The organism is Billgrantia bachuensis, assembly GCF_011742165.1.
Classification (GTDB): Bacteria; Pseudomonadota; Gammaproteobacteria; order Pseudomonadales; family Halomonadaceae; genus Halomonas; species Halomonas bachuensis.
The window spans coordinates 37695-58133 of the sequence record NZ_JAAQTO010000005.1 but is presented as its reverse complement, the minus strand read 5'-3'; the positions used below and the strand labels follow the sequence as shown (position 1 = coordinate 58133).

The 20439-nt window shown below is 59.4% G+C and carries 14 protein-coding genes; 8 read left to right on the top strand and 6 right to left on the bottom strand.

All coding sequences use genetic code 11. The annotated features are described in order from the left end of the window. Window positions 1-6 precede the first annotated feature (6 nt). The 5 genes from fliJ to fliF are packed head-to-tail and all read right to left on the bottom strand — an operon-like array spanning window position 7 to window position 5345. Complete coding sequence (gene fliJ / locus HBJ55_RS02575) at window positions 7-462, bottom strand: flagellar export protein FliJ (protein ID WP_167110765.1); 456 nt, start codon at window positions 460-462, stop codon at window positions 7-9. Beyond that, window positions 459-1856, bottom strand: a complete 1398-nt coding sequence (gene fliI / locus HBJ55_RS02570; RefSeq protein WP_240935956.1) for a flagellar protein export ATPase FliI — start codon at window positions 1854-1856, stop codon at window positions 459-461. Before fliI ends, fliJ begins: the two co-directional genes overlap by 4 nt. Before the next feature lie 9 nt (window positions 1857-1865). Further along, the gene (locus tag HBJ55_RS02565; protein ID WP_167110763.1) at window positions 1866-2612 is read right to left on the bottom strand and encodes a flagellar assembly protein FliH; all 747 of its coding nucleotides are present in this window, start codon (window positions 2610-2612) and stop codon (window positions 1866-1868) included. After that, window positions 2605-3609 carry a flagellar motor switch protein FliG gene (fliG, locus tag HBJ55_RS02560; protein WP_167110761.1) on the bottom strand — a complete coding sequence of 335 codons (1005 nt, stop codon included), beginning with the start codon at window positions 3607-3609 and terminating at the stop codon, window positions 2605-2607. The genes HBJ55_RS02565 and fliG overlap by 8 nt, the downstream gene beginning before the upstream one ends. Further along, the gene (gene fliF, locus HBJ55_RS02555; protein ID WP_167110759.1) at window positions 3606-5345 is read right to left on the bottom strand and encodes a flagellar basal-body MS-ring/collar protein FliF; all 1740 of its coding nucleotides are present in this window, start codon (window positions 5343-5345) and stop codon (window positions 3606-3608) included. Before fliF ends, fliG begins: the two co-directional genes overlap by 4 nt. Before the next feature lie 287 nt (window positions 5346-5632). On the opposite strand from fliF, the gene fliE reads away from it, so the two are divergent. Next, the gene (gene fliE, locus HBJ55_RS02550) at window positions 5633-5962 is read left to right on the top strand and encodes a flagellar hook-basal body complex protein FliE (protein WP_167110757.1); all 330 of its coding nucleotides are present in this window, start codon (window positions 5633-5635) and stop codon (window positions 5960-5962) included. Window positions 5963-6046: 84 nt separating this feature from the next. Here the strand turns inward: fliE and HBJ55_RS02545 are convergent, their stop codons facing one another. Further along, window positions 6047-6412: a flagellar protein FlaG gene (locus tag HBJ55_RS02545; protein ID WP_167110755.1), complete on the bottom strand. Its 366-nt coding sequence runs from the start codon at window positions 6410-6412 to the stop codon at window positions 6047-6049. Window positions 6413-6753: 341 nt separating this feature from the next. On the opposite strand from HBJ55_RS02545, the gene HBJ55_RS02540 reads away from it, so the two are divergent. From HBJ55_RS02540 to HBJ55_RS02510, 7 genes are all read left to right on the top strand, one after another. Beyond that, window positions 6754-9276, top strand: coding sequence for an EAL domain-containing protein (locus tag HBJ55_RS02540; protein ID WP_167110753.1), 2523 nt, complete (start codon window positions 6754-6756; stop codon window positions 9274-9276). Window positions 9277-9487: 211 nt separating this feature from the next. Continuing rightward, window positions 9488-10441, top strand: a complete 954-nt coding sequence (locus tag HBJ55_RS02535) for an OmpA family protein (RefSeq protein WP_240935955.1) — start codon at window positions 9488-9490, stop codon at window positions 10439-10441. 94 nt (window positions 10442-10535) lie between these two features. Next, on the top strand, window positions 10536-12416 hold the full coding sequence (locus tag HBJ55_RS02530) for a methyl-accepting chemotaxis protein (RefSeq protein ID WP_167110748.1): 1881 nt from the start codon (window positions 10536-10538) through the stop codon (window positions 12414-12416). A gap of 141 nt (window positions 12417-12557) precedes the next feature. Further along, window positions 12558-13928 (top strand): flagellar filament capping protein FliD, encoded by a 1371-nt coding sequence (gene fliD, locus HBJ55_RS02525; RefSeq protein WP_167110746.1) that lies wholly within the window; start codon window positions 12558-12560, stop codon window positions 13926-13928. A 130-nt stretch (window positions 13929-14058) separates the two neighbouring features. Beyond that, window positions 14059-15420, top strand: coding sequence for a flagellar filament capping protein FliD (fliD, locus tag HBJ55_RS02520; protein ID WP_167110744.1), 1362 nt, complete (start codon window positions 14059-14061; stop codon window positions 15418-15420). A 298-nt stretch (window positions 15421-15718) separates the two neighbouring features. Further along, on the top strand, window positions 15719-16540 hold the full coding sequence (locus tag HBJ55_RS02515; RefSeq protein ID WP_167110742.1) for a flagellin N-terminal helical domain-containing protein: 822 nt from the start codon (window positions 15719-15721) through the stop codon (window positions 16538-16540). 211 nt (window positions 16541-16751) lie between these two features. After that, a complete protein-coding gene (locus HBJ55_RS02510; protein WP_167110740.1) occupies window positions 16752-20405 on the top strand; it encodes an O-linked N-acetylglucosamine transferase family protein in 3654 nt (1217 codons plus the stop codon). The last annotated feature ends 34 nt before the right edge of the window (window positions 20406-20439 follow it).

Below are 20439 nucleotides of genomic sequence, written 5' to 3'. Positions count from 1 at the left end.
GCCGAATCACGCTGTGTATCCGGCACGCAGGCGCAATAGCCGTCCGGCTGACATCTCGTCATTGATACGCTGTTCGCGGCGCTCCTCCTGCCGCTGCCGCTCGACATCCCGACGCGATACCAGCGTATCGTAGGCCGAGAGCCGCTTCTGTTCCTGCTGCCACTGCTGCTGGCTCTGCTGGACCCGTTGCTGCTGGGCATCGAGTGCCTGCCTGGCCCGCTGCAGGGCAGCATCCAGCGAAGCCAGGAACTGCTGATAGTTGTGCATGCTGGCCGGATCGATGCCTTCACGCATGGCCTGTTGCAGGCGTTCGGCATACTCGAGCCGATAACGATTGAGCGACTCCAGTTGGGAGGCCACCTGGCGCTCGTTCTGGCGTTCACCCGCCAGCAATTGACCCGCCTGATCGCGGGCATCGCGGGCCAGATCGCTCAGCATGGCGAGTTGAGACGATGCACTCATTGCCTGACTCCTAGGGTTTCAGCCAGAACCTGTCGAGAAGCCTCGATCGAGGCATTTTCATTCATGCCCTGCTGGAGGAAGTGCTCCAGCTGCGGGTAACGCTGGACGGCTTCGTCCAGTTGGGGATCGTGACCGGGGCTGTATGCGCCTACGCTGATCAGGTCGCGGTTGCGCTGATAGCGTGAGAAGAGTCGCTTGAAGGCCTGGGTCATGGTCAATTGCTGGTCGTCGATGATGTGGGTCATCACGCGGCTTATCGAGGCTTCTATATCAATGGCCGGGTAGTGGCCGGCTTCGGCCAGTGTTCGAGACAGCACGATGTGACCATCGAGAATGGCGCGTGCCGAGTCGGCGATGGGGTCCTGCTGGTCATCGCCTTCGGTGAGTACGGTATAGAAGGCAGTGATCGAGCCACGGCCGCGTTCGGCATTACCGGCACGCTCCACCAGGCTGGGAATCTTGGCGAAAACCGAGGGTGGATAGCCCTTGGTCGCCGGCGGCTCGCCGATGGCCAGGGCGATCTCACGCTGGGCCATGGCGTAGCGAGTCAGCGAATCCATGATCAACAAGACGTTCTTGCCCTGGTCGCGATAGCCTTCCGCCAAGCGCGTGGCATAGGCGGCGCCCTGCAGGCGTTGCAGCGGAGAGGTGTCGGCGGGTGCCGCTACCACCACCGCACGGCGGCGACCCTCGGGGCCGAGAATGTTGTCGATGAAGTCCTGTACCTCGCGGCCCCGTTCGCCGATCAGGCCCACCACGATGACGTCGGCCCCGGTATAGCGGGCCATCATGCCGAGCAGTACCGACTTACCCACGCCGGAGCCGGCGAACAGCCCCATGCGCTGCCCGCGACCGACACTGAGCAGGGCATTGATGGCGCGAATGCCGACATCGATCTGCTCGTTGATCGGTGCCCGCTTCAGCGGGTTGAGCGGCGGTGTAGCGAGCGGGGAACGCGGAGCGTCGTCCAGTGGGCCGAGGCCATCCAGCGGGTCGCCGTTGCCATCCACTACGCGGCCCAGCAGAGATTCGCCAAGGGGGAAACGGCGCGCGGCATGATCCGGGCCATCGCCCAACGGGAAGACGCGAGCACCGGGCATCAGGCCGGCGATCTCCGTGAGCGGCATCAGCAGGAGTCGTTCGCCGTTGAAACCGACCACCTCGGCCTCGGCAAAACGGGGCGGCTCGCTGCCGCCGGACGAGAGCAGCTCGATGCGGCAAGCATTGCCCAGTGCCACGCGCAGGCCGACGGCCTCGATCACCATGCCGGTCGCGCGGAGCACCCGGCCACTGGCGCGAAAGCCAGGCACCGTTTCCACACGCGCACGGACATGCTGCAGCGTCTGCTGCCAGCGTGCCTGATGCGTGTTGGTCGATGCCGCTGCTTCGCTCATGTCCTGCCTCTATTCTTCATTGTCGTCGGTGGACGTCGCCGAACGGCGCCGCCTGACTTGCGACTTGACGGCCTCCCAGCGACTTTCCCAGGTGGCGTCCAACTCGCCGTTGGCGCTCGTTACCCGGCAACCGCCACGGGTCAGCTGAGCATCTGGCTGCAGCTTCCAGCCTGCCGCGGCCAGTTCGCTGCCCAGGTGTTCCTCGATCAGCTTGTGATCCTGGGGGTTCAGCCACAGACGCTGTTGCCCGATCAGAGGTGGTTCGGTGTGCAGTAACGCCTTGATCAGTTCCAACACCTGCTTGGGGCGTGCCTTGAGCGCCTCGCCGGCCAATTGATGACCCGTTGCCATGGCCAGCTCGACCAGGTCGTTGGCGATCTCTTCGTCGAGCAGTTCGAGTGCATCCGTGAACTGCTCGGCAAGCGGCTTGAGCGGTGTCACGACCTCATGAATGCGCTGCTTGAGCTCGCGCTGGGCCTCCTCACGACCTTCTTTCAGGCCCTGGGTATGACCCTCGCTGCGTCCCGCCTCGAAGCCGGCCTGGTAGCCCTCTTCGCGGGCTTCCTGGATGACCTTCTCGCGCAGCGCTTTAAGCTCCGCCTGGCGCTGAAAAGCGGCACGGCGCCTGGCCTGCTCGGCGGGGTCCAGCTCTTGAGCAGGACTCCCGTCGTCCGAATTCTCGGCGTGCAGCTCGCCCATCCGCCAGCGCTGCCAGGGCGCATGGCGTTCGGAAGAGGAGGGCGCTCGCTCAGACATAGGTGTCGTCTCCGCCGCTCAGCACGATCTCGCCGGAGTCCGCCAGGCGGCGTACCACCTGCAGGACGGATTTCTGCTCGGCTTCCACCTGGGAGACACGAATCGGCCCGCGGGCTTCCATGTCCTCGCGCAACAGATCGGCGGCGCGCCGTGACATATTGCGCAGGAACTTCTCCATGAGCCCTTCGGGGGCGCCCTTGAGCGCCACCACCAACGAGTTGGTGTCGATCTCCTTGAGCACCAACTGGATGCTGCGGTCGTCCAGGTCCATGAGGTTCTCGAACAGGAACATCTCGTCGATGATCTTCTGGGCCAAGTCCTCGCTGTGGGCACGTACCGTTTCGATGGCGGTCTCTTCCAGGGAGGAGTTCATCAGGTTGAGAATTTCGGCCGCGGTCCTCACGCCGCCCATCTTGCTGCGCTTGAGGTTCTGGCCATCGAGCATGCCGGTAAGCACCTCGGTGAGCTCCTGTAGGGCGGCCGGCTGAACGCCACTGAAGGTAGCGATACGCAGAACGACATCGTTGCGCAGCTTGTCGTCGAATTGCTCCAGCACGTCGGCAGCCTGATGCCGCTCCAGGTGGACCAGGATGGTAGCGATGATTTGCGGGTGCTCGTCGCGGATCAGCTCGGCCACCATGGAAGCTTCCATCAGATTCAGCGAATCGATACCGCTGCTGGTCCCGGTGGACTCCAGTATGTCCTCGATCAGGCTGGTGGCGCGCTCGCTGCCCAGGGCCTTGGTCAATACCGAGCGGATGTGCTCGCTGGAGTTGAGGTTCAGCGCGATGAACTCTTCGGTCTCACGATGGAACTCCAGCATGACCTGCTGCATGTCCTCGTGGGAAACCTGGTCCATCTCCGCCATCTCCATACTGAGCTGCTGGATCTCCTTGGGTGCGAGGAATTTGAACACCTCTGCGGCACTATCCTCGTCGAGGGCCAGCATCAGGATGGCGCTGCGGCGCACGCCGCTCATGGTCTTGGCACTACTCATTCTTTGTTCATCCAGCTGCGTACGATCATGGCGATCATGCGTGGATCCTCCTGGGCGAGTTCGCGCAGCTCGGCCAAGTGGTCTTCATAAGCCGAGGAGCGGCGCTTGCGCTTCGGCTTCTGGTAGGGCCGCAGTGCGTCGTCTTCTTCACCAGCCGCTTCCAGCTCGCCTTCGCTTGCCTCCGTATCGTCGCCCACGCGAACCTGCAGACCGGTGCCGGGGGTCGTGGCCAGCACGGGCCGCTCGGTGTGACGCTTGATCAGCGGGCGCAGGATCAGCAAGTAGCCCAGCAAGATGCCTAGTGCCACCAGCAGGTAACGTCCGATGGTGAGTGCCAGTGCATGCACCTGGGGCGATTGCCACCACTCGAGTTCCTCGAACTCCTCCACGTCACGGGTGAACGGGCTGTTGACCACTTCGATGGCGTCTCCACGTGCCTGGGAGAAGCCAATGGCCTGGCGCACCAGACTCTCGATTTTGGCGATCTCAACCTCGCTGAGCGGCACGCGATGCCATTCGCCTTCTTCGTTGCGCTCTTCACGGTAATCCACTACTACCGCGGCGCTCAGGCGAGTCACCTGTCCCTGACGGTGCTGAATGTGTTGGATGTTGCGGTCGACCTCGTAGTTGACGACGTCGTCCTGGTTCAGGTTGTTCAGCGCCTGCAGGCTCTGCTGGGCTTCCTCGGTGAGCTCTCCCTCTTCATCGGTGGGGAGTTCTTCGATGGGTGAGGGCGCGACTCCCGGCGGTGTGTTGCTCAGCGCACCGGGTATACCCATTGCCACTCCATCGCCACCGTTATAGGAGAGGCTGGATTGGCGGCTGCGCACAGCAGCTTCGTTGGGCGGTTGGTTGGGGCCATAGCGCTCGCTGGTTTCTTCGCGACGCGAGAAGTCGATCTGGGCGGCTACCTGAGCGCTGATGCTCTCGCGACCGAGTATCGGCGCGAGAATGTTCTCGATGCGCTGCTGGAAGGAGCGCTCGACCTCGGCGATGTAATCGAGTTGAGTTGCATCGAGTCCACGCCCCTGGCTGTTCGGCATCGACAGCATGCGACCGCTATGGTCGACCACGGTAACGTTCTCGGCCGCCAGCTCCGGTACGCTGCTTGAGACCATGTGGACGATGGCGGCGACCTGACCCTCTCCCATCACGCGGCCCGGCTCGAGGGTCACGATGATGGAAGCCTTTGCGGGCTCGCGGTCGCGCACGAAAACGGAAGATTTGGCCATGGCCAGGTGAACGCGGGCGCGCTCTACCGGCCCCAGGGATTCGATGGAGCGCGATAATTCACCTTCGAGGCCGCGCTGGAAGTTGACCTGCTCGGCGAACTGGCTGACGCCGAAGGCCTGGTTGTCCATCAGTTCGAAGCCGACGTTACCGCCGCGGGGCAGGCCCTGCTCGGCCAGTTGCAGACGCAGGCTGTGCACGGCATCGCCCGGTACCAGCAGGGCGGTACCACCCTCGCTGAAGCGATAAGGAACGCCGCGGGTGTCCAGTTCGCTGATGATGCGCCCCCCATCGGCCTCGGTGAGGTTGCTGTAAAGGACGCGATATTCTGGCTCACGCGCCCACATCAGCAGGGCCACCACGATTGCGATCATGGCGGCCCCACCGATCAGAACGGCGATCAGCGGGTTTCCGCGAAGCTGTTGCTGGAGTCGCTCCAGCATCGCGGTGGAAGACACGCTGCCCGAGGCGTTCTGACGCTCCTGCGTCGTGGCACCGTTGCTCATGCGCCCCCCCGTAGGAGAGCGCCATCGGCTGCTTGTAAAGTGTTGCTGGAAGATGGCATCGACTGCATCCGTTCACCGCGTTCTGGCTGCCCGCAAGGGGCGCAACTGTGATGGAAGCTATTATGCGAGCAGCCTTCCAGTCCAAAGGCGGGAAAAGCCCCTTTTTTACCTGCCATTTGGCAGTTTGGTTAATCTTCGTAAGCTGTTAGCCTTGCTCTACATTCGCCAGGGGCCGGTTCAACGGCTTATGGCGTGGCAAGCTAACACTACGCAAGAGGGCATGGATCATGAGTTCACCGGCCATCCAGTCGGCGCTGGCACAGATGCAGAGCCTGGCGACCCAAGCCGGCGGCCAGGTTGGCAAGGGGCAGCAGGTTTCCACTCAGGTGGGCCAGGGCGGCTTTGCCGGCGAGCTGCAAGCTTCGATACAGCGCATCAACAGCCTGCAGCAGGCATCCGCTGCCAAGACCATGGCGTTTCAGGCTGGCGATCCCAATGTCGAGCTCAACGACGTCATGGTCGACATGCAGAAAGCCAGCGTCGCCTTCCAGATGGGGCTGCAGGTTCGTAACCGCCTGGTAACGGCTTACAAGGACGTCATGAACATGCAGGTCTGACCCCTGCATGAATGTCGCGCGAGCGTGTTGCTTCGCTACGCGATGCCGAAGTGTCGGAACCCTGGCATATTAGCGTTTTTTCGTTCAGACCCTCAGGCTGATCAGATTTCCCTGCAGCTCTTCCAGCCGTTCGGCGATGGCCAGGACTTCCTCCGAAGGAATTTGGCGTAGCACGTCCCCTGTTTCACGATCCACGATGCGGGTAATCACCCGTGATGTGTCGTTGAGTTCGAACTCCACGCCATACTGGCGAAGCACTTCATTGATACGTTGAATTGGCTCCACCAGGTCGGCTGGGCTGGGTGCCTGGCCGTGGCTCGCGGCTTGAGCCAGCAAGGTGCCGGCTGAAGGTAGCGTGGAGAGCACGGTTTCCTTGCGCTGGCGCGGTGTCAGGTCGTGCAGTGCCGACGTGTTCAAGGCGTTGGTGGCATCGGTTAGTGGCGAAGACATTTCGTATTTTCCTTATGTATGCCCTTGCTGAAGCTATCTTCAGCATCCTCCCCAAGGCCGCCTGGTAGACAGCCTCTCCCGCAAAAGCTATCGGCCGAACCGGGAATAACTTTAATGTTTGGCGCAATTTTTTTGCGGCCTTGAGCGCACCGTTGGTCTTTTTTTTCGTTCGTTGATGCAAAGTGAGGCCAAGTGGATAAAATGCAGTTACGGATTGGCTACATTCTGAATGTTGCAATCCAGACAAGCAGGGATCTTGAGCAGGCAGGGAAGCGTGCAGTTTGCACTTGGGTCCGATATGGGCGTTGACTCAAGCTGCATTATCCAGCCAGCGAGGCGCCATGAGCCAAGAGCTAACTATCGAACGCATCATGCAGTCCGGGCTGCTGACTTGCGAACCCGAGACGCCGCTGTGGATGGCCGCCGAGCGTATGGCGGCACGCCAGTGCAGCTCGATCATCGTGGCCAAGTCGGGGCAACCCCTGGGTATCTGGACGGAGCATGATGCGCTTGCGGTAAATTTCGCCGACCCTGATGCCGTTCGCCTGCCAATCTCTGAAGTCATGAACCAGCCGGTAGCGAGCCTGCACTGTTCGACACCGGTCAGCGAAGCCGCGCTGCGCTTCAATGCCGAGCGGCGTCGGCATTTCCTTGTGGTGGATGACGCTGGCGTCCCACTGGGAATCCTGTCGCAGACTGATGTTGCTCTGAACCAGGGGCTCGAGCCCTACCTGAGGTTGCGTGAGGTTCAGGCCGCCATGCGTCAGCGAGCGCTGGTGCTGGAGGGCGAGCTGCGCTTGGCCCAGGCGGCACGTTCGATGCGGCTCTCCGAGTGCGATGCCGTAGTGATCAAGTGCGAGGATGGGGAGCTAGGCATTCTCACGGAGCGCGACCTGGTGCGGTTCGTGGCGCGCCATCCGGGTAACACGCCTATCGGTTCGCTTGCCAGTCGACCTCTACTGACGGTGCACCAGAACGATACCTTGGTAGCCGCGCGGGATCTGCTGATGGATCACCGCGTACGTCACCTGGCAGTGCTGGATGAGGACGACGAAGTTGCAGGACTTCTGGGCTTCCGCGACATGTTGGCCGGCGCCGAGCACCTCTACATGCAAGACCTGCGCAACGCCCTGGAGCAGCGCGACCGTGCACTTGCCCAGTCGCGGGAAAACCGGCAACTGGCCGAGCGGGTGATCGATTCCTCGCTGGAAGGCATCATTATCACAGATGCCGGTAACCGCATCGAATTCGTCAATCGTGCTTTTACCCACATGACCGGATATACCGCAGAGGAGGTGATCGGAAAGACACCTGCGATTCTATCGTCGGGGCGCCATGACGCCGCTTTCTACCATCAAATGTGGGACACCCTGCAACGCAGTGGCTACTGGCGCGGTGAGATCTGGAACCGGCGCAAGAGCGGCGAACTCTACCTGGAGCTGCTGACGATCACGGCAATTACCGACGATAGTGGTGTGGCTACCCATTATGCTGCGCTGTTCAGCGACATCACGCATCTGCGTGACAATGAAGAGCGCATCCGCAGGCTGGCCTACTACGATGCCCTTACGGGGCTGCCCAACCGTCGCCTGCTGGAAGACCGACTGGAGCTGGCGATACGCCACGCCCATCGCAACCAGAGCCGCCTGGCAGTGATCTTCGTCGATCTGGATCACTTCAAGGAGGTCAACGATGCGCTGGGCCACGCCTTCGGTGACGAACTGCTGGTCATGATGGCCGAGAGGCTGCAACTGCGCCTGCGCGAGGATGACACCCTTGCTCGTCTCGGGGGCGATGAATTCCTCGTGCTGCTTCCCGACCTGGAGGAGGTGGACGAGGTGACCAGGGTGGCTCGGCGCTTGGTGGAAGCCGTCCGCGAGCCCTGCGTGATAGAAGGCCAGGAGTTTCGCCTCGGCTGCAGCCTGGGCATCAGCCTCTATCCCGATGATGCTTCGACGGCGGAATCGTTGGTGCATAATGCCGATGTCGCGATGTATCGGGCCAAGCAGGAAGGGCGCAACGGTTACCGCCTTTACCGCAACGAGATGAACCTGCAGGATGATCGCCAGCGTGCGCTCGAAACTGCCCTGCGCGAGGCGTTCGTCACGGGAGAAGGCTTGCAACTGCACTATCAGCCCGTCTTCGAGCGCGATGGGGTCAGGCTGCATGGCGCCGAGGCGCTACTGCGCTGGCACCATCCGCTGTTGGGCAGCGTGCCGCCGGTCAGTGTCGTCACCCTGGCCGAGCGCGCGGGACTGCTACCGCAGCTTGATGAGTACATCCTCGAGCAGATCTGCACACAGTTGGCCGCCTGGAGCACCTTGGGGGCCGGCCCGGTTCCCATCAGCATCAACCTGTCGGCGCGCCAGTTCTGGCAACATGACCTGCCCGTACGCGTGGCCACCAAGCTCAACGAGCACAAGCTGCAGCCGGGCCTGCTGGGCTTCGAGATCGCTGAGCGTACACTGCTTGACAAGCCCCACCAGGCAGCCGTCGTGCTCAAGCGCTTGCGGCGCCTTGGTGGCGAGGTCGCCATCAATGATTTCGGCACCGGCTATGCCTCGTTCGGCTATCTCCAGGAGCTGCCGATCAGCATGCTCAAGATCGACCGCCGTTTCGTGCAGCGCCTGGATAGCGGGCAGCGGGGCAGTGCGGCGATTATAGCCGCGGTGGCCGGGCTGGCTCGGGAGATGGAGCTGCGCCTTGCCGCCGTCGGGGTCGAGACCGAGTCGCAGCGCGATACTCTGGCCCGGCACGGGGTCGAACTGATCCAGGGCTACCTCACCGGTCAACCCCTGCCGGCCGATCTCTTTGCCAAACGCTACCTGGCCTCCCGCAACGGGGTTACGCCACAAGACGCCTGAATGCATGGCCTAAGTACGTCGTAAGTAGGGCCTGATACAGAGGAGCCGGCTTCGGTGGGCGCTTTTCATGGTTTCACCCCTCGTCGAGACCCGTTAGTCTAGGCATCTTTTCGCATTTCTCTTTCATCTCTCCAGGTCAACAACCGTTTCGATGAGTTCCCTGCACTCCAGCAGCGGCGATCATCGTGGCCCCATGCGCCACGAGTCACTGATGCCGACCCACCAAGATCACGACCAGGACAGTACCTGGATGATCGGCTACCTGGACATCATGACCCTGCTGGTGGCACTGATGGTGCTCATCTTCACGCTTTCCAGCTTCGGGCAGCCTGACGACGAGGCGGCGCCTCTCGCTACGCTCGTTCCCTTCGCGATACCCCTACCCAGTGAAATGGCCCAGGCGTTGCCTGAGCCAGTTGCGCCTCGTCCGGCTCTCGGTTGGCTGAGCCAACCGGCCATTGCGGCGGCGCTGGGCGTGGCGGGGCTGCCGCGCCCAGCGCCGAGCGAACGGGTTGCCTTTACGGCTCCGCCCACGCCGCTGGCCCTGCTGGCGCAGCGTGAGCCGCCTCCGCTCGTATTGTCGCCCCTGACTTCTCCGTCGCCGGTGCTGATGGCAAGCGGCACACTGCCGGTATCGGCGGCCAATTTTGCGCTGGTGTTGACCGATCGCCCGCCGAATGGCACTCGGGAAGTCGACCCGCAAGCCATAGCGGCGACCGAAGAGCTGCAAGCCGTGCTGAGTGAGCGTCTTGACGATGCCCCTTACCTGGCTGACCTCGAGGGAGTCGAAGTTTCGCGGGTGGCCGAAGGCATCAAGCTGCGCGTGGAGGATCGGCTGCTGTTCCCCACCGCAACGGCCGAGCTGACCGACGACGGTGAGGTGCTCGTTCAGCGCCTGATGGAGGTCATCCAGCGCCACGACGGAGAAGTTGCCGTGGAGGGGCATACCGACAGTCGGTCGATTCGGACCGAAGAATTCCCCTCCAATTGGGTGCTCTCAAGTGCCAGGGCGATCGCCATCGTTCACGCCCTTGAGCGGGCGGGCGTCGATTCACAGCGTCTGCGCGCCGTGGGCCTGGCCGATACCCGCCCCTTGGCCAGCAACGACACGGGTGAGGGGCGGGCCCAGAATCGCCGCGTGGAGGTCATCATTCACGCGCTCTGAAACCCGCCTAAAGTCTAGTCTCTCGCGGCCGATATACGAGTAGCCCCGGCTCAAGGATGTGCCGGAAAGCAATCCCGATTCGCGAGACCTCCTGATGCTTTCCTCCCTTAAATTCCGACTACTGTTGGCCACGGCTGTTATCATTGCACTTGCCTTGGTGGCCAATGCCGCCGTCAGCTATTTCACCATTCAACGCCATAACGATCGGCAGATCGCACAAAATTTGTCGGACGTGGCTCAAGGCAACGGACGTACCATCAGTGCCTGGGTGGGCTCCCATGCGAGCATGCTCGAGGCGATGGAGAACAGCGTCCGTGCCGAGCATCTCGACCCTGTGCTGAAGGCAGCCCAGGCGTCAGGTAGCTTTCTAGCCACCTACATGGCTTACCAGGATACCGGCGAAACCATCTTCTACGATGGCTGGGAGCCGCCTGCCGACTTCGATCCTCGTGTGCGCCCCTGGTACGAGAGGGCAGTTACCGAAGGCGAAAGCATCGTCACGTTGCCCTATGTCGACACCGTTACCGGTGGGCTGGTGGTCACCATTGCTAGTCCTTTCGAGAGTAATGGCAGCCTGGTTGCCGTGGCCGGCGGTGACGTAGCGATCGACGATGTGGTTACCATTGTCAGTGACATCTCACCGACACCTAGCAGCTTCGCGTTTCTCGTCGCTGCGGATGGTACCCTGATCGCACACCCCGATCCCGAGCTGAGCCTCGAGCCTGCCACACGTCTTTCGGCTCAACTGGATTCCACATTTCTTGCCAACCTTGCGCAAGCGAGCGAGCCTGAGCGATTGACGCTGTCAGAGCGGCCGCGCCTGCTGCAGAGCCAGCCGATTGCAGGTACGGACTGGCAACTGGTCGTAGCGCTGGACGAGCGAGAGGCCACCGCCGGCTTGCGCGCGGTGCTGGGTAGTTCGGCGCTTACCCTGGTACTGGTGGTGCTGGCTGCCGTGCTGGTATTGGGTGCCTTGCTCACGCTCATGTTCCGCCGGTTGCAGGCGGTACGCGATGCCATGACCGACATCGCCAGTGGTGAAGGCGATCTTACCCGACGCTTGCCCGAGAACGGCCGCGATGAGGTGGCGCAGATCGCAGGCGCCTTCAACCAGTTCGTATCGCGTATCGAGAACGTCATGCTCACGATTCGTGATGCCAGCGAGTCGGTGACCGTAGCGGCGGGTGAGATCGCTACCGGCGGCCAGGATCTCTCCCGGCGTACCGAGAACGCCGCCTCGAGCTTGCAGCAGAGTTCGGCCTCTATCGAAGAGATCACCAGTACCGTCGAGCACACGGCGGATTCGGCCCGCCATGCCAGTGATCTGTCGCAGTCTGCTTCCGAGGTGGCGACCCGTGGCGGAGAAGTGGTGGGGCAGGTCGTGACCACCATGCAGGAGATTACCGCCTCCTCCGAGCGTATCGGCAATATCGTCAAGGTGATGGACGGTATCGCCTTCCAGACCAACCTGTTGGCGCTCAACGCCTCGGTGGAAGCAGCTCGTGCCGGCGAGCAGGGCAGAGGCTTCGCCGTGGTGGCGGGGGAAGTGCGTCAGCTGGCGACGCGCAGTGCCGAGGCCTCGCGTGAGATTCGTGGTTTGATCGAAGCGTCCAGCCAGAAAGTGGCCTCGGGCACCGAGCTGGTGCAGCGTGCCGGCTCTACCATGGAGGAACTGGTTGCCGGTGTCGGCCGAGTGGCCAAAGTGCTGGGTGAGATCAGCGTGGCGGCGGGCGAGCAGAGCGACGGCATCGGCCAGGTCAACGTGGCGGTTGCCGAACTCGACCGCATGACACAGCAGAATGCCGCCCTGGTGGAAGAGTCGACGGTTGCGGCCGAACAGCTCAAGGATCAGGCCGATCGCCTGGCCGAAGCCGTGGGCGGGTTCAAGCTCAGCGAGCGGCGCGCGGATCGGCAAGTCTCAAGCCAAGCTCAAGCGGCGCCATCCCGGTCGCGTGAACTCGCCGAGCTAGGCTGAGTCCCTGCCAGGCTCGGTGGAAAAAATACCTAGCAACTAAAGGTTCGCGTCCCGCCGCCGACAACAGGTAGACAAGGAGGGTGCCGAGCGCAGAAATACTTGCCTCGGTACCCGAATTCATCGGCTCAAAGGCAGTTTCTCATGGCCAGCATTTCTTCCCTTGGCATTGGCTCCGGTCTCGATCTCAACGGCTTGCTAAATCAACTCAATGAAGCCGAGCGCGGCAAGCTCGAACCCATCAAGCAACAGATCGAGACCCAGCAGGTCAAGATCTCCGCCTACGGCGAATTGAAGGGAGCGCTCTCCGGTTTTCAGTCCGCCAACGAAACGCTCAATGATGCCTCGCTGTTTCAGAGCCTTTCTGCATCAGCCAGCGGTAATGCCGTGCAGGCCGCCGCAGGGCCAGAGGCTTCCCCGGGGCAGTACGCCATCGAGGTGGAACAATTGGCCACCGCCGGCAGCCTCGCCACACAGCGAGTGAATGATCTCGACACCGTGCTCAACGATGCCGATGCCACGCTCGATCTCACCTTTACGGACGATAGCCTCGACCACGGCGTTGCCATTGCCGCCGACAGTACCCTCGAGGACGTGCGTGACGCCATCAATGCCGATTCCGATGCGGCCGTCACCGCCTCGATCGTGAACGATGGCGAAGGCTACCGATTGGCGGTGATGTCGCAAGAGACCGGTGAGCAGGCGGCTGTCGTCGATGCCAACTTCGCCGACCTGGTGACCCAGACAACCCTGGAAGACGAAGCGGTGCTGCAGGATGGCCAGGATGCCATGCTTGAAGTGAACGGGATCGCCGTATCGAATGCCAGCAACCAGTTGGATGATGCCATCCAGGGGGTCACACTCAGTTTGCAGGGAACGGGGAACAGTACCTTGACGGTTGAGCAGGATGCCGAAGCCGTTCAGCAGGCCGTCGTCGATTTTGTCGAAACCTACAATGAGCTCAAGGAAACGGCTGATAAGCTGACTGCCTACAATGGCGAAGACGGGCAGGCCGGCGATTTGATCGGTGATAGCGCAGTGCGCAGCATCGAGTCTCGTTTACGTAGCGACCTGGCGAGTGTGGTATCCGTCGGTGACGAGCATACGATGCTTGCCGATCTGGGCATGACCCTTCGCGTAGATGGCACGCTCGAACTCGATGAAGTGAAGCTGGAAACGGCTCTCGCGGAAGGCCCAGGCGAGGTTGGGGCATTCTTCGCCGGAGAGGCCGCAACGGATGGCATGGCGGGGCGGCTCGATACGACTCTCGAGCAACTGCTGGATACAAACGGTGCGCTGGAAGGGGCCATCGGCGGGGCAGAGAATCGTATCGATAGTTTGAACGATCGATACACCCGCACCGAACAAAGCATCGACAATACGATTGCACGCTATCAGAAGCAGTTCGGCCAACTCGACGGCATGCTCGCGCAGATGAATCAGACCAGCGCCTACCTGTCCCAGCAACTGAGTAGCTTGCCAGGGCAGAACGGCGAAGGTGGAGGCATGTTTTGATCATTTATCCGGTCCGAGGCTGTCGAGTCAGGCCTCGGCAGAAAATTCAGCAGTAGGCCTAAAGTTGTCATCTTGATGGCCGATAGTAGGCTTATAACCGCTATTGACGCTCACGGAGGGCGACAGACTCATGGCAAGCATCTCCTCACTTGGCGTTGGCTCCGGCCTCGACCTCACTGGCCTGCTGAATCAGCTGAATGCGGCCGAAAGGCAGAAGCTTCAGCCGATCACGGCTCAGAGGACTCAGGAGCAGGCCAAGATCTCCGCCTATGGCCGGCTTCAGTCTGGCTTGTCCAAGTTCCAGGACGCCGTGACCGCGCTCAATGACGCCAAGCTCTACCAGAGCCTGACGTCCAAGACGCTGGGCGAAGGCATCACCGCGACGGCTGGCGCGGATGCAAGCCCGGGGCGTTATGAAGTCACCGTAAACCACATCGCGAAGGCGGGTAGTATCGCCAGCCAGGGTGTCGCAAGCACGACCGATCCGCTGGTGGGAGCCGGCGGTGATACGCTGACGCTCACTTTCGAGGGCAAGGCAGACGTTACGGTTGACCTCGCCGAGGGAGGCACTCTCGAGGATGTTCGCGATGCCATCAATGCACAAGCGGATACCGGTGTGTCTGCTTCGATCATCAATGACGGCAGTGGTTACCGGCTGGTCGTGAACTCCAAGGAGACGGGGTTCGCGGAAAGTGTGACGGGCATGTCCTTCGCTAATACCACATTGACCGAAGATACGGCAGTCAAGGTGGCGGGAAGAGACGCTGAGCTGTTAATCAACAACATCACCATTACCAGCAGCTCCAACCAAGTGGAAGGAGCGATCCAGGGCGTGACGCTCGAACTCGATGCCGCTGCCGCAGGCAAGACCTCGACTATCGTGGTGGAGCGTGACACCGAAGCCCTCAAGGAAGCCGTGACTGGCTTCGTCACCGCCTACAACGAGTTGAAGTCGACGATCGGCCGAATGACGGAGGCGACCGGCGATGTCGAGACGGCGGGTGAGCTGGTAGGGGATCGTACCGTACGCACCATCGAGTCACGGTTGAGCCGTAACCTGGGCGATCTCGTAGCCGGTGGCGAGATTCAGATGATGTCCCAGCTCGGTATTTCCTTGAAACCCAACGGGCGGCTAGAGCTGGACGAAGCCAAGCTCGACGAGGTCATTGCGAACAATCCGCAGGCAGTGTCGGATTTTTTCGCGGGCGATACTGAAGAGGCCGGCATGGCGGGGCGGCTCAGCGGTACCCTGGAACAGGTGCTCGGCGACGATGGCCTGGTAAAGAGTTCGATAAAAAGTTCGGAAACACGGGTAAGCAGCCTGGAGGATCGCTATGAGCGCGTTGAGACCAGCATCGAGCGAACCATCGAGCGTTACCGCAAGCAGTTCGGTCAGCTCGACGTCATGCTTGCTCGGATGAATTCCACCGGTTCATATTTAATGCAGCAGCTCGATATGCTGAACATGCAGATGAGTCAGAGCAAAAAATAAGAGGAGCCTGCCGCTCAGAGCCTGAATATTGAGCCAAGGCGGCAAGTAGACAGCAGGAGCACGGGCTCGGCGTTTGCCGGGCCCGTGCTCTTTACATTATGGAGAACTGGCTTGGCAAGTTGGCCGGTTCTCAAAAAAAGCAAAAAAATTCCATTCGACCCTAAAGGTTTTCCTCCCCGAGCCGTTAATTAGGGTAACGGCCAACGGCGCCGTTGAGACAGGCCCGAGAATGCTGGGCCGCAGCAAAGGTTCAGTGGGCCCGTCAATGGAGCCCTCAACATAGAGAAGGAATGACACCATGTCAGTGATCAACACCAACATCACCGCCCTGATCGGCCAGAACAACCTGAAAACTTCCCAGAGCATGCTGGCCAAGGCGCAGGAGCGTCTCTCCTCCGGCCTGCGCATCAACAGCTCCGCCGACGATGCCGCCGGCCAGGCCATCGCAAACCGCATGAGCGCCCAGATCAAGGGCATGCAGCAGGCTCAGCGTAACGCCAACGACGGTATCTCCCTGGCGCAGACCATGGAAGGTGGCCTGAACCAGATCAGCGACAACCTGCAGCGTATTCGTGAGCTGGCGGTGCAGGCGGCCAACGATACCAACTCCGCTGAAGACCGTGCTTCCATTCAGTTGGAAATCGACGAGCGTATCGCTGAAATCGATCGTGTTGCCGGTGCGACTACCTTCAACGGCACGGACCTGCTGAATGGTGCTGCAACACTGAACATTCAGGTGGGCGCCAATACTACCGCTGACGTTGACGATATTTCGGTCAATACTGTTGATGCCCAAGCAGCGGCGCTGGGCGTTACTGGATTGGATGTCTCTTCCTTCGCGTCTGCACAGGCTGCCATTGACTCCGTTGATGCAGCACTTCAGACCATCGATGACGAGCGCGCAACTCTCGGTGCTACCCTGAACCGCTTCGACTCGGTGATCGAGAACCTGACCACCAACGTCACCAACCTTACCGAAGCCCGTTCGCGGATCGAGGATGCCGACTACGCGGTTGAGGTCTCCAACATGACCCGCGCGAATATCCTGCAGCAGGCGGGTACGTCGATGCTGGCCCAGGCCAACCAGACCCCGCAGAGCGTGCTCTCCCTGCTGGGCTAATCGCACTGCTTGTACCGGATTGCTCCTCGCAATCCTGCCTCTCGAGGCTGGCCAATTGGCCAGCCTCGTTTCGTTAGTGCTCGCTGAAGAAGCCGGGCTGCCTAAGAGTGGAAAAGGCAGGTGTTGCTAGGCCTTTTATGCGTATCCCGGTTCACTGGGCAGGCTACCATGAGCAGTTGTCATCGTACTCGACTGTCAAGGTGCCCTGGCCATGGCCAAGAAAAATGCTCGTCGACGCTTCTCTTCCCCTGCTCCTCAAGCTGGCGTAGCCTTGCCGGCCGATCAGCTAGGTGCCTTTGATAGCGCTTATCATAGCGGAGACTACCCCCGAGCCTTGCGCTTGGCCGAAGCCATGGTGCAACGCTACCCGAAGATTGCCCAGGCCCATGAGCTGCATGCCAAAGCGCTGGGGCGGTTGGAGCGGTATGCCGACGCCTGTGATGCCATGGTCAGGGTGATGGAGCGGGTGGCAACGCCCGGTACCGACCAGCAGCTGAAACTGGCACAGTATCAAGTGCTGGCAGGGCGGGCCAAGACAGCGGTGGCAGCCTTGGAGGGAATCCTCGAGGTAGAATCAGCTCATTTGGCCGCCTTAGTGTGGTTGAGCCGGGCCTATCATCAGTTGGGTAATAACCCTAAGGCTCTCGAGATCAATGGCCGTGCCTTGGCGCTGGATGCTCATAACGAAGAGATGCTGCACTGGAGAGCGCGTATTCTCGATCAGCACAAACGCCATGATGAGGCTCTCAAGACTCTGGAACAATTGCTGGCTATCAACCCCAAGCGCATTGGAGCGAATAACCATATCGCGGCCTTATATGTCAAAGAGGGTGGTTACAAGAAGGCCGAAACTCACTTCTCCGAAGAACTAAAGCTGGACCCTTCAAACGGCCAAATCCATTCGAATCTCTTGGTGGCGGCACACTACAACCCGGAGTATAGCGCCGAGAATCTTTTCACTATGTTGGTCGAGTGGGAAAAACGCTTTGCCAAGCCCTCTTCCGGTCGTGCGGATACGTTGAAGAACCCCGCGAAAAAACTGCGTATTGGCCTGCTTTCCGGTGGCTTCCGGATGCACCCGGTAGGGCAGATGATTCTTCCCGCGCTGAAGCATTTGCCTTGCCAGCAATTTGAGGTAATCGCTTACAGTACCAGCCAGATCGTGGATAAGTTGACTCAGCAGATTCAGGAGGTCATCCACCGCTGGGAGATGATAGAGGGGCTGAGTGCTGGGCAGCTGAATCAGAAATTTCGAAATGACAGTATCGATATCTTGATCGATATGAACGGTGCCGGTGAAGGATCGCGTTACGATACCCTGACGCAAGAGCCGGCACCGCTTATCGTCAAATGGGTAGGCAGCCTGATCAATACCACGGGGCTAAGCTGCTTCGACTACCTTTTGAGCGACAGCATCGAAACACCAGAAGGAGTCGATGATCTTTATGTTGAGAAATTGATCCGGCTTCCCGATGATTATATTTGCTATCATGTTCCAGAGCACGCCCCTTCGTGTAATGCATTGCCAGCACTGAGTAATGGTTACATCACCTTCGGCTGTTTGAATAATCCAGCCAAGCTATCGCCACCCATGTTGGCAGAGTGGGCTAAGCTGCTGAAAGAAGTGCCCGACAGCAAGTTGCTGCTCCGCGGGATCCAGTTCGAGAGTTCGCGCTATCGCGACAAGATAGCCGATATTTTTGCAGAACATGGCGTAGCTGCAGACCGTCTCGTGCTGGAGGGCCCGGCTCAACATCAGGAGTTCATGGCCACTTATCAGCGCATCGACATCGCTCTGGATACCTGGCCCTACTCCGGTGGCCTGACTACTTGTGAGGCACTGATGATGGGTGTGCCAGTGGTGACCCGGGTCGGCCCCACCTTTGCTGGGCGTCATAGCGCCACCCATCTGGCCAATGCTGGGCTTCCCGAGCTGGTGACCGATAGCTGGGAGGATTTCCGCATACGTGCCAAGGAGCTGGCCTCTGACTTGCCCAATCTCGCCGTCATTCGCGCCGCCCTGCGTACCATTCTTACGGATTCCCCTATTTGTGACGGTCCTCGCTTCGCAAGCCACTTGACCACGGCGCTACGTGCCATTTGGCAGCGCCATTGTGAAGGCAAGGCGCCCGAGGCTCTTACCTTCAGTAAGAGTGGCGCAGCTCAGTTCGCTGACGAATATGCCCCAGTGAAACTTGCCGTAGCGTTACCCAGTGGCGGATTTGACTGGCAGCTTGAAAGCCCAGTGCTTGCTGTCGACAACGGTGCGATATTGGCTGCCAGAGCTGATGCCCGCGAGCTGCTTGGCAGCGGTCGTGTCGTTATGCTGAGTTTCGACCCCGCCGGTAAGTTGACTTCGGTGGACCATCTTGCTCAGTATGGAGAGATTCAACATTTCGCTCATACCAGCCTTGGAAGCGGTCAGCCTGCAACGCTGCACGTCGGCGTGGGTCTGGAGCCCACCACTTTGGAACTCATCAGCCAAGACGCCAAGATTGAGACGCACGAAATCCCCACTGTTGCGCTGGATAGTATCGAAGGTCTGCCTGCAATTGACCTGTTGGCTCTAGATGCCTGCCATGATGATATTTCGATATTGTGGCATGCCGAACAGGCTCTGAAGAATACGCTGCTGATCCAGGTACGTGTAGTTTTCCAGACTATTGCGCAAAACCAGCCCGACTTCGCTCGGGTAAATGATTGGATGGAAAAACATGGGTTTCGATTCTACCGGTTTTTCAATGAGCACTATAGAGGCTATTTTCCCGATAGTGTACTAAAGGAAAAGCGCCAGGCAACCGACCTTCAGAGCGCTGATGCGCTCTTTATACCAACAAGTGAGCGTTATGCTGAGTTAGGCTCGCGTCAGCGAATCAAGCTATCGTTTGTTCTACACACTTTGTATGATATCTATGATCTGGCGTATAGCCTGCTCAAAGAGACGGATCCGGAGCGAGCTGCAAGATATCTTGAAGTAGAAGGGCTGATTGAAGAGTTCGATACAAGCTTCGAATCTAGCAATGAGGTGCCACCTCCTGCCGGTCCGCCTATTCCACAAGACGATCATATCAAAGGTAAGCCTATATTAAGTGTCATTTGCACTACATATAACCATGCTGATTATATCGAGGATGCAATTAAAGGAATTATTTCGCAAAAAACAGATTTTCCTTTTGAAATCATTATCCACGATGATGCATCAACGGACGGCACGCAAGATATAATCGAGGTATATGCAAGTAAGTATCCTGATATGATCGTTCCAATCTATCAGAAAGAGAATCAATATTCGCAGAATAGAAAGCCGCTTGACATATGTCTCCCTCTGTCAAAGGGACAGTATGTAGCGATCTGTGAAGGGGATGACTATTGGACTGATGCTGGAAAGCTGCAAAAACAATTTGAATACATGGAGAACCACAAGGAGTGTGTGGTTACGCATCACAATGCTTTTGTTTTTGAAGGGGGTGGTTTAATTGCAGAGTCAAAGCTTCCTCAGAAATTCTCGCGAGGCTTTTCCAGTAATGAGTTATTAAAGAATGATTGTTTTGTGCTTACGCTGTCTATGATGTTTAGGAAAAAGTTTAATAATTTTCCAAGCGAAAAGGGGAATGTGGAAAATGGAGATAATTTTCTTATTTCTATGCTTGGACTCTACGGAGAAAGCCATTATTTGGAAAATATAAAGCCCGCTGCATATCGTCTCCATTCTGGATCCACATGGTCTAGCAAGACGATGAAAGAAAAAAGTAAAATGTTGGCGAACAGTTTTTGGTGGATTGCTGCCTATCATGAGAGGAAGAAAAGGCTTGATCTGGCAGACTTTTATTATAAAAAGTCTGCCAGCGCTTTAAAGAGAGGCTGAGCTAGCTTTTAATCTTGCTTGATGCTTCACTAGC

Coding starts and splice junctions, on each gene's coding strand:
- fliJ (WP_167110765.1), bottom strand. CDS start 462: ATGAGTGCATCGTCTCAACTCGCCATGCTGAGCGATCTGGCCCGCGAT.
- fliI (WP_240935956.1), bottom strand. CDS start 1,856: ATGAGCGAAGCAGCGGCATCGACCAACACGCATCAGGCACGCTGGCAG.
- HBJ55_RS02565 (WP_167110763.1), bottom strand. CDS start 2,612: ATGTCTGAGCGAGCGCCCTCCTCTTCCGAACGCCATGCGCCCTGGCAG.
- fliG (WP_167110761.1), bottom strand. CDS start 3,609: ATGAGTAGTGCCAAGACCATGAGCGGCGTGCGCCGCAGCGCCATCCTG.
- fliF (WP_167110759.1), bottom strand. CDS start 5,345: ATGAGCAACGGTGCCACGACGCAGGAGCGTCAGAACGCCTCGGGCAGC.
- fliE (WP_167110757.1), top strand. CDS start 5,633: ATGAGTTCACCGGCCATCCAGTCGGCGCTGGCACAGATGCAGAGCCTG.
- HBJ55_RS02545 (WP_167110755.1), bottom strand. CDS start 6,412: ATGTCTTCGCCACTAACCGATGCCACCAACGCCTTGAACACGTCGGCA.
- HBJ55_RS02540 (WP_167110753.1), top strand. CDS start 6,754: ATGAGCCAAGAGCTAACTATCGAACGCATCATGCAGTCCGGGCTGCTG.
- HBJ55_RS02535 (WP_240935955.1), top strand. CDS start 9,488: ATGCCGACCCACCAAGATCACGACCAGGACAGTACCTGGATGATCGGC.
- HBJ55_RS02530 (WP_167110748.1), top strand. CDS start 10,536: ATGCTTTCCTCCCTTAAATTCCGACTACTGTTGGCCACGGCTGTTATC.
- fliD (WP_167110746.1), top strand. CDS start 12,558: ATGGCCAGCATTTCTTCCCTTGGCATTGGCTCCGGTCTCGATCTCAAC.
- fliD (WP_167110744.1), top strand. CDS start 14,059: ATGGCAAGCATCTCCTCACTTGGCGTTGGCTCCGGCCTCGACCTCACT.
- HBJ55_RS02515 (WP_167110742.1), top strand. CDS start 15,719: ATGTCAGTGATCAACACCAACATCACCGCCCTGATCGGCCAGAACAAC.
- HBJ55_RS02510 (WP_167110740.1), top strand. CDS start 16,752: ATGGCCAAGAAAAATGCTCGTCGACGCTTCTCTTCCCCTGCTCCTCAA.